The organism is Rhodococcus sp. LB1, from assembly GCF_001583455.1.
GTDB classification, from domain to species: Bacteria; Actinomycetota; Actinomycetes; order Mycobacteriales; family Mycobacteriaceae; genus Rhodococcus_F; species Rhodococcus_F opacus.
Genome location: NZ_LTCZ01000057.1, coordinates 93,054 through 101,028 on the forward strand (window position 1 = coordinate 93,054; position 7,975 = coordinate 101,028).

Genomic DNA, 7,975 nt, shown 5'->3' on the forward strand with positions numbered 1-7,975 from the left:
CCCGCCACTGCACCAGTCGGAAGTGTCGATGCTTCCGACGGAAGGTACTGACATGAGAGTAATTTCGACGTCCTCACATTCGCTCGACCGCGATGAACAGCAGTTTTCCGCTCCGGAAGCGCCCCAGCGTTTCCGCGACCTGTACCTCCGCACCGCCGGTCATCCCACCGCCGACGGCGCAGATCCACAGGCGCGTGATCGCATCGCGAACACGCATCTCCAGACCGGGTGGATCCGGAACCCCGGGACCGCGGTGGTGCGCGGAATCGACGCCGCAGACCCCGGCGGGATCGGGCCCGCGGTGCAGATCGTCACCGACGACATGGCCCTGCTCGTCGAATCGGTACTGCTGACCGCGGCCAGGGTCGGCGCCCCGATCGAGGAGGCGCTGCATCCGGTCCTCGTCGCCCGCCGCTCGGAGTCGGGCACCCTCACCGACCTCCTGCCTGTCACCGACTCGGGGACGGCGGAGTCGTGGATTCACGTGGGTCTGCGCTCGGACACCGCGGACGCTGTCGTCGCGGCACTGGTCGAGGCCTTGCACACCGTCCTCGCCGACGTGCGCCGGGTGGACCGGGATCTTTCGCGCATGCGCGAACTGCAGATCCAGGTCTCCGAACAACTCGACTCGCAGACCGGGCAGGACTCGCTGTCGGAAGAACTCCGCGAGGCCGCCGACTTCCTGCGGTGGTGCGAGGCGGGCAACTTCACCGTCCTCGGGTACGCGCGGTACGGCGCCGACGGCGCACCCGAGGAGAGTCTCGGCGTGCTCCACGACCGGGAGGGCGATCGGGCGCCGACCACGGAACCCGGTCCCGTCCTGGCGATCGGGCAGGCGGCGCTTCCGGTGTCCGTGCACCGGTCGTCGTACCCGTCGGTGGTCGGGGTTCGGGCCGGAGGAGTGGAGCACCGGTTCGTCGGCGCGTTCACCCCCGCGGGCAGGCACGAGAACGTCCTGGACATCCCGGGTGCGGGACGCCGGGTGCGGGCCCTGCTCGACCGTGCCGGTTTCGACATCGACTCCTTCTCCGGGCAGGCCGTGCTGCAGGTCGTGCAGGCGCTGCCGCTGACCGAGTTGTTCGCGGCGAGCCCGGACTCGCTGCATTCGGCCCTCACCGAGGTCGCCGGCATCACCGCGCGCGAGCACATTCACCTCTTCCTGCGCACGGATGTCCCGGGCGACAGCATGTCGGCGCTGGTGTTCATTCCCCGCGATCGATACAACACGCGGACGCGTCTGGCGACCCAGCGCGTCCTGCTGGACGAACTGGACGGCACGGCAGTCGAATACACCACGAACGTGTCCGAGTACCCGCTGGCGATGGTGCACTTCACGATGCGGGTTCCGGCGGACACCGAGGTGACGGACACCCGGCGACTGGAAATTCAGCGTCGGATCTCCCGGGCCTGCCGGACCTGGGACGACCGGTTCCACGACGAACTCGCCACCGCCGAACGCGAACTCCTCGCACACTATTCGGAGCACTTTCCGGAGGTGTACAAGCACGACTTCGACGCCCGGCGCGCGCATGCGGATCTGGCGGTGTTCGAGAGGCTGACGGACGGCGCGATCGACACCCGGCTCGACGCGAACGCGGCGGACTGGCGCTTCACCTTCTTCGTCGGCGGTGCATCCGCCTCCCTCAGCGATGTTCTCCCGATCCTGCAGAGCATGGGGGTCGCGGTCCTCGACGAGCGTCCGTACACGGTCGCGAACAGTCGCGGAACGGTGTGCTGGATGTACGAGTTCGGGATCCGCTACGCGTCACCGGGGCCGGTGGACGACGCGCTGCCGCGCCGCTTCACGGAGACGTTCGCCGCGGCCTGGGCATCTCGCGCCGAGACGGACAGCTTCAACGAACTCGTACTCCGCGCGGGCCTGGACTGGCGTGAGGTGGAGGTGCTGCGGGCCTACGCACGGTACCTCCGTCAGGGTGGATTCCCATACAGCCAGAACCACATCGCGACGGTTCTCGGTGATCATCCGGAGATCTCCCAGGCACTGATCCGGCTGTTCGCCGCGAGGTTCGATCCGGACGGCACAGCGGAGTGCGGTGACCTGATCGCGTCGCTGGAAACGGCGATCGGCGACGTCCTCGGCCTGGACGCCGACCGCATCCTGCGCGCCTACCTGAACGCGGTCCTGGCGACGCTGCGCACCAATCGCTACGCCCCCTCGGGCCGGGAACGTCAGGTCCTGTCGTTCAAGTTCGATCCGCAGCGCATCCCGGAACTGCCGCAGCCGCGGCCCCGCTTCGAGATCTACGTCTACTCGCCGTGGGTCGAGGGCGTGCACATGCGGTTCGGTGCCGTGGCACGGGGAGGCCTGCGATGGTCCGACCGCAAGGAGGACTTCCGCACCGAGGTGCTCGGCCTGGTGAAGGCGCAGGCGGTCAAGAACTCGGTGATCGTGCCCGTCGGCGCGAAGGGCGGGTTCGTCGTCGCGCGCCCGCCTGCTCCCACCGGCGACCCGCTGCGCGATCGCGACGCCCAGCGCGCGGAGGGGGTTCGCTGCTACCGCAGCTTCATCAGCGGACTGCTGGACGTCACCGACAACGTGGACCTCGCGACGGGTGCCGTGATCCCGGCGCCGCGGGTGGTGCGGCACGACGGCGACGACACGTACCTCGTCGTCGCCGCGGACAAGGGCACCGCGACGTTCTCCGACATCGCCAACGACGTTGCAGCACAGTACGGGTTCTGGCTGGGTGACGCATTCGCATCGGGCGGATCCGTCGGCTACGACCACAAGGCGCTCGGCATCACCGCCCGGGGTGCGTGGGAGAGCGTGAAGCGGCACTTCCGCGAAATGGGTGTCGACACCCAGTCGCAGGAGTTCACGGCCGTCGGGATCGGCGACATGAGCGGCGACGTGTTCGGCAACGGAATGCTCGCGAGCCCGCACATCCGGCTCGTCGCCGCATTCGACCACCGGCACGTGTTCCTCGACCCGAATCCCGACGCGGCCACATCATTCGCGGAGCGGGAACGACTCTTCGCGCTGCCGAGGTCGTCGTGGGCGGACTATGCGCCCGGTCTGATCAGCGCAGGCGGCGGTGTGTGGGAACGGTCGAGGAAGAGTGTGCCGATCAGCGAGGAGGCGCGGCGCGCACTCGGACTGAGCCCCGGGACCACCGAACTGTCCCCACCGGACCTCGTCCGCGCGATCCTGCAGGCCCCGGTGGATCTGCTGTGGAACGGCGGCATCGGAACATACGTGAAGTCGGGCACCGAAACCCATCTCGACGTGGGGGACAAGGGTAACGACGGCGTCCGCGTCGACGGTGCCGACGTCCGGGCCCGGGTGGTCGGTGAGGGTGGCAACCTCGGCTTCACCCAGCTGGGACGTATCGACTTCTCCCGCTCCGGAGGGCGAATCAACACGGACGCTCTCGACAACTCGGCGGGCGTGGACTGCTCCGACCACGAGGTCAACATCAAGGTTCTGCTCGACGCCCTGGTCAGCGGCGGCCGTCTCGCCGCCGACGACCGTGCGGGTCTGCTCGCCGAGATGTCCGGGGAGGTGTCGCGTCTCGTGCTCTCCGACAACGTCGCCCAGAACGACGTGCTGGGCACGTGCCGGGCCGACGCAACCGCGTCCCTCACGGTGCACGGACGGCTCATCGGCCATCTGGAAGGCCGCTACGGTCTGGACCGCGCCATCGAGGTGCTGCCGTCCAGGAAGGAGATCGCCGCCCGGGAGCGCGCGGAGACGGGACTCACCTCGCCCGAACTAGCGACCCTCATGGCGCACGTGAAGCTGGCGCTGAAGTCGGACCTGCTGGCCGGCGACCTGCCCGACAGCCCGGCTTTCGCGGACGCACTCGCCGGGTACTTCCCGCGCAGGCTCCGGGAGTCCTTCGGCGACGCCATCGGCGACCATCCGCTGCGCCGGGAGATCGTCGCGACGGTCCTCACCAACGACGCCGTCGACAACGGCGGCATCACCTACGCCTTCCGGCTGGGCGAGGAGGCCGGAGCGAGCAGCGCCGACGCCGTGCGGGCGTTCGCCGTGGTGTCGGCCGTGTTCGACCTGCCGTCGCTCCGGCGCGACATCCGGGACGCCGACCTCGACGCCGCGCTCTCGGACGACCTCACGCTGTTCACCCGGCGGCTGCTCGACCGGGCGTCGCGATGGATGCTCACCCGCAGGCCCCAGCCGCTCGCGGTCGGGGCGGAGATCACCCGATTCCGTGACCGCGTCGCGGACCTGACACCGCACGTCGCGGGCTGGCTCTGCGGTGAAGACGCGGAGAACCTCCGGAGTCGCACGGCCGCGCTGGTGGCCCGTGGTGTCCCCGCGGACCTGGCCGGGCGGGTGCAACTGCTCCTGGACCGGTTCGCGCTGCTGGACATCGTCGAGATCGCCGACATCACCCAACGCGATCCCCGCGAAGTGGCCGAGGTGTACTACCGGCTCGGGGAGTGCCTCGGGTTGGTGCACCTCCTGGTGGGGGTCTCGCAGCTGGGACGGGGAACTCGGTGGAACGCGCTGGCCCGGTTGTCGTTGCGCGACGAGTTGTACGACACGGTCCGGGCACTGTGCCTCGACGTGATCTCGGGCAGCGAAGTGCTGGACACGGCGGAACAGAAGATCGGGGAGTGGGAGGACCGCAACGCGGCCCGGCTGGCGCGCGCCCGGCACACGCTCGACGCCGTCACGGAATCGGGGGAGCACGACCTGGCCGCCCTCTCCGTCGCGACCAGGCAACTGCGCAGCATGGTGAGGTGACACCGGGCGCACCGCGCGATGAGGGCTTACCCGTGCAGTCGGCCGATAGACTGCAACGGCCGACTGCACGGGAAGTTCATCGGTGTTGCAGAGGGATGGGTGTCAGTGGAGGTGGAGATCGCAGTAGTCGACGCGGAGCTTGCTGCGTTGTACAACGGACCGGGGACGGAGTCGGCCCCGGCGTACGAACGCGTCAAGCAGTTGATCGTGTCGCAGATCAATGCCGGCCGCTGGCAGGAGGGCGATCAGTTGCCCTCGGAGAATCAGCTGGTGGGCGCTCTGGGCCTCTCCCGCATGACCATCAACCGCGCGCTGCGCGAACTCAGCGCCGAGGGGCTCGTGGTGCGCCTGATGGGTGTGGGGACATTCGTGGCGGCCACGAAGACGGCGTCGTCTCTGTTCGAGGTCAAGAACATCGCGGACGAGATTCAGCAACGCGGACACCGCCATCGAACCGAAGTGGTGTACGTGCGTGAGGAAGACGCCGATCCGGCGAACGCCTTCATCCGGGATTCGATCCGCGGCAAGGTGTTCCACTCTCTGATGATCCACTACGAGGACGACACGCCGATCCAGCTCGAAGACCGGTTCGTCAATCCCGCCGAGGCTCCCGGGTATCTCGATCAGGACTTCACCCAGCAGACGCCCAATCACTATCTGAGCGTGGAGGCTCCCCTGACGAGGGGCGAGCACGTGGTCGAAGCGATCCTCGCGTCGCCCGAGGAATGCCGGCTCCTCCACATCGAGCGCGCCGAACCGTGCCTGATGATCCGGCGCCGCACGTGGTCCTCGCGGGGCCTCGTCAGTGCTGCGCGTCTCGTCCATCCCGGTTCGCGGAACCGGCTCGAAGGGACGTTCGGGACCGGCTGACCGGGGTAGATGCCGAACACCAGGCTCACGGCTGCACGTCCCTCGTCTGCGGGGCGGGCCAGGTGAGATGGCCCGCGTGGATGTCGGAGATCGTCGACGCGATCCAGGCGAGTTCGCCCCGCGCCGCGTGGAGTGCGTAGTCCGCTTCGACGACGAACAGCGCAGGCGCTCCGCCGTCGAGCGCTCGGGTGAGCCGTGCCTGGTCGGATTCGATTCTCGCGGTGAGTCGTTCGGCGCGTTCGCGCAGCGCGTCCACGGCGCCTTCGCGTCCCAGCGCGCCGAGGTAGCTGATCGCCGCGAAGAACGGGGAGAACTCTCGTGCGGCACTGCGGATCTGGAGGTCGAGTCGGCTCACGAGTTCCGCGTACCCGGCCTCGGTGAGGGCGTAGACGGTGCGGGCGGGCCGCCCTTCCCGTTGCGCACGTTCGTGTTCCTCGATCCAGCCCGCCGAGGCGAGGGCCGCGACCACATTGTTCAGCGAGCCGCGGTTGAGCGGCCACTGGCCCTCCTCGCTGCGCTCGCGCAGCGTGACCTCCAACTGGTACGGGTGCATCGGCGATTCGAGGAGCAGGCCGAGCACCGGCAGGACGAGAGGATTGTCGAGAGTGCGCGCAGGCATGGTTGAAATATATCAATCTAAATAAACTATGACGAAGTACGCGGTTCGGACACCGCGACCTCGCCTTTGTCACGATTGGGTCACGGCCCGCTACGGTGGATCGTTGACCACGACGCCGATCATGAAAGAACAAATTCTTGTTACAGAGTGAATCGAAGTTCAGGGCTTATCGTCTCCACGCCGTCGCGCTCCTCGTGGGCGTCCTCTCCTTGGGGGCGGTGGCCTACCGAGAGTTCGATGCGGCGACGGGCTACCTGATGGACCTCTCCGTGTTCCGCGACGCCGGCTATGCCTTCGTCAGCGGCCTGCCGCTCTACTCCGCGGACTTCCCGAGCAGCTCCGGGTTCAGGTTCATCTACGCACCCTTCGCGGCGATCCTCTTCGCGCCGATGGCGGAGATCGACCCCGCGGTCCTGCAGGCGCTGTGGTGCGCCCTCAACCTCGGACTCGTGTGGTGGATGGTCAAGGTGGCGCTGTCGAAGCTCGACGTCGCACGCCCCGAACTTCTCGCTCTGCTGTCGATGGGCCCGGTACTTCTCCTCGAGCCGATGCGCTCGAACTTCGACTTCGGTCAGATCAACATCATCCTGATGGCGCTCGTGGTCGCCGACTGCACCGGTGTGATCCCGAAGAGGTTCCGCGGAGTCGCGATCGGTCTCGCCGCGGCCGTCAAGATCACCCCGGCAGCCTTTCTGCTGGTCCTTCTCGTCCGCCGCGACTTCCGCTCGATCGGACGATCGCTCGCCACGATCCTGGTCACCGTCGGGCTCGGCTTCTGGCTGCTGCCGCAGTCGTCGGTGTGGTTCTGGACCACCGAATTCTTCGCCACCGGCCGCGCGGGTGCGCCCGACTTCTTCCGCAACCAGGCCGTCACCGGCGTCATCGCGCGGCTCGGGGCGGAAGGCCGGCCGGCCAGCGTTCTCTGGGTCCTCAGCGCAGCCGTCATCGTGTCCGCCGCGGCGTGGTCGGCGTATCGCTTCACCCGGTCCGGTGAGCACCTGATCGCGCTGTCGGTCGTGGCCCTGGCATCCCTGCTCGCCGCGCCGTTCGCCGTCACCCACCACTGGGCGTACAGCATCCTGCTGATTCCGATCCTGATCGCACCGCAGTACCGCAGCTGGCGACCCCTGATCGGCGCCGCGACCCTGATCTTCCTGATCGGCCCGAACTTCGTCCTGCAGTCCTCGTCGTCAGGCTGGGTGGAGGCGGCCGTGCGTGAGGTGATCGGAAGCTCGCAGTGCCTCATCGCGCTGGTCCTGCTCGGCGCGGCAGTCGTGGCCGCACGGTCTCGCACCCCGCTCCCGGACGTCGAGACGGACGCCGTGCCCGCGGACGAAGAGGCGCTGGAGCCCGCCCGCAGCTGAGGCGTCGCTACCCCCGGCGGGCGAATGTACCTTCCGGCGCCTCAGGTGCGCCGAAAGGTACATTCGCCCAGCGCCGAGGTGCCGCGGAGACGGCCGAGCGGCGCTATCGTCGAGTCATGTGCCGAAACATCACCGAGCTGCGCGGACTCGAACCGGCGGCCACCGCGGAGGAGATCGAGGCGGCGGCGCGTCAGTACGTCCGGAAGGTCAGCGGAATCCAGAAGCTGTCGGACGCCAACCGTGAGCCCTTCGAGGAGGCGGTAGCCGTCGTCACCGAGGCCACCACGAAGCTGCTCGCGGCACTGCCGCCGCGGAAGCAGCCGCCCCAGACGGTGCCCCCGCTGCGACGGCCGGAGGTCCGGGCGCGCATCGCGGCGAAGGCCGCGTCAT

At 68.5% G+C, this 7,975-nt stretch carries 5 protein-coding genes; 4 read left to right on the forward strand and 1 reads right to left on the reverse strand.

What is annotated here, in order from left to right:
• The first annotated feature begins 52 nt into the window (after positions 1-52).
• The gene (locus tag AZG88_RS11150) at positions 53-4,732 is read left to right on the forward strand and encodes an NAD-glutamate dehydrogenase (protein ID WP_061697707.1); all 4,680 of its coding nucleotides are present in this window, start codon (positions 53-55) and stop codon (positions 4,730-4,732) included.
• 99 nt (positions 4,733-4,831) lie between these two features.
• Complete coding sequence (gene hutC, locus AZG88_RS11155; RefSeq protein WP_197487802.1) at positions 4,832-5,602, forward strand: histidine utilization repressor; 771 nt, start codon at positions 4,832-4,834, stop codon at positions 5,600-5,602.
• A gap of 25 nt (positions 5,603-5,627) precedes the next feature.
• Here hutC and AZG88_RS11160 read toward each other — a convergent pair whose 3' ends face one another.
• Complete coding sequence (locus AZG88_RS11160) at positions 5,628-6,221, reverse strand: PadR family transcriptional regulator (protein ID WP_061697709.1); 594 nt, start codon at positions 6,219-6,221, stop codon at positions 5,628-5,630.
• A 137-nt stretch (positions 6,222-6,358) separates the two neighbouring features.
• Here AZG88_RS11160 and AZG88_RS11165 point away from each other — a divergent pair, with 137 nt between their 5' ends.
• Positions 6,359-7,585, forward strand: a complete 1,227-nt coding sequence (locus AZG88_RS11165; protein ID WP_005244603.1) for a glycosyltransferase family 87 protein — start codon at positions 6,359-6,361, stop codon at positions 7,583-7,585.
• Between the two features lie 116 nt (positions 7,586-7,701).
• The coding region (locus AZG88_RS11170; protein WP_156517463.1) for a DUF2277 domain-containing protein at positions 7,702-7,975 on the forward strand (274 nt) is incomplete at its 3' end.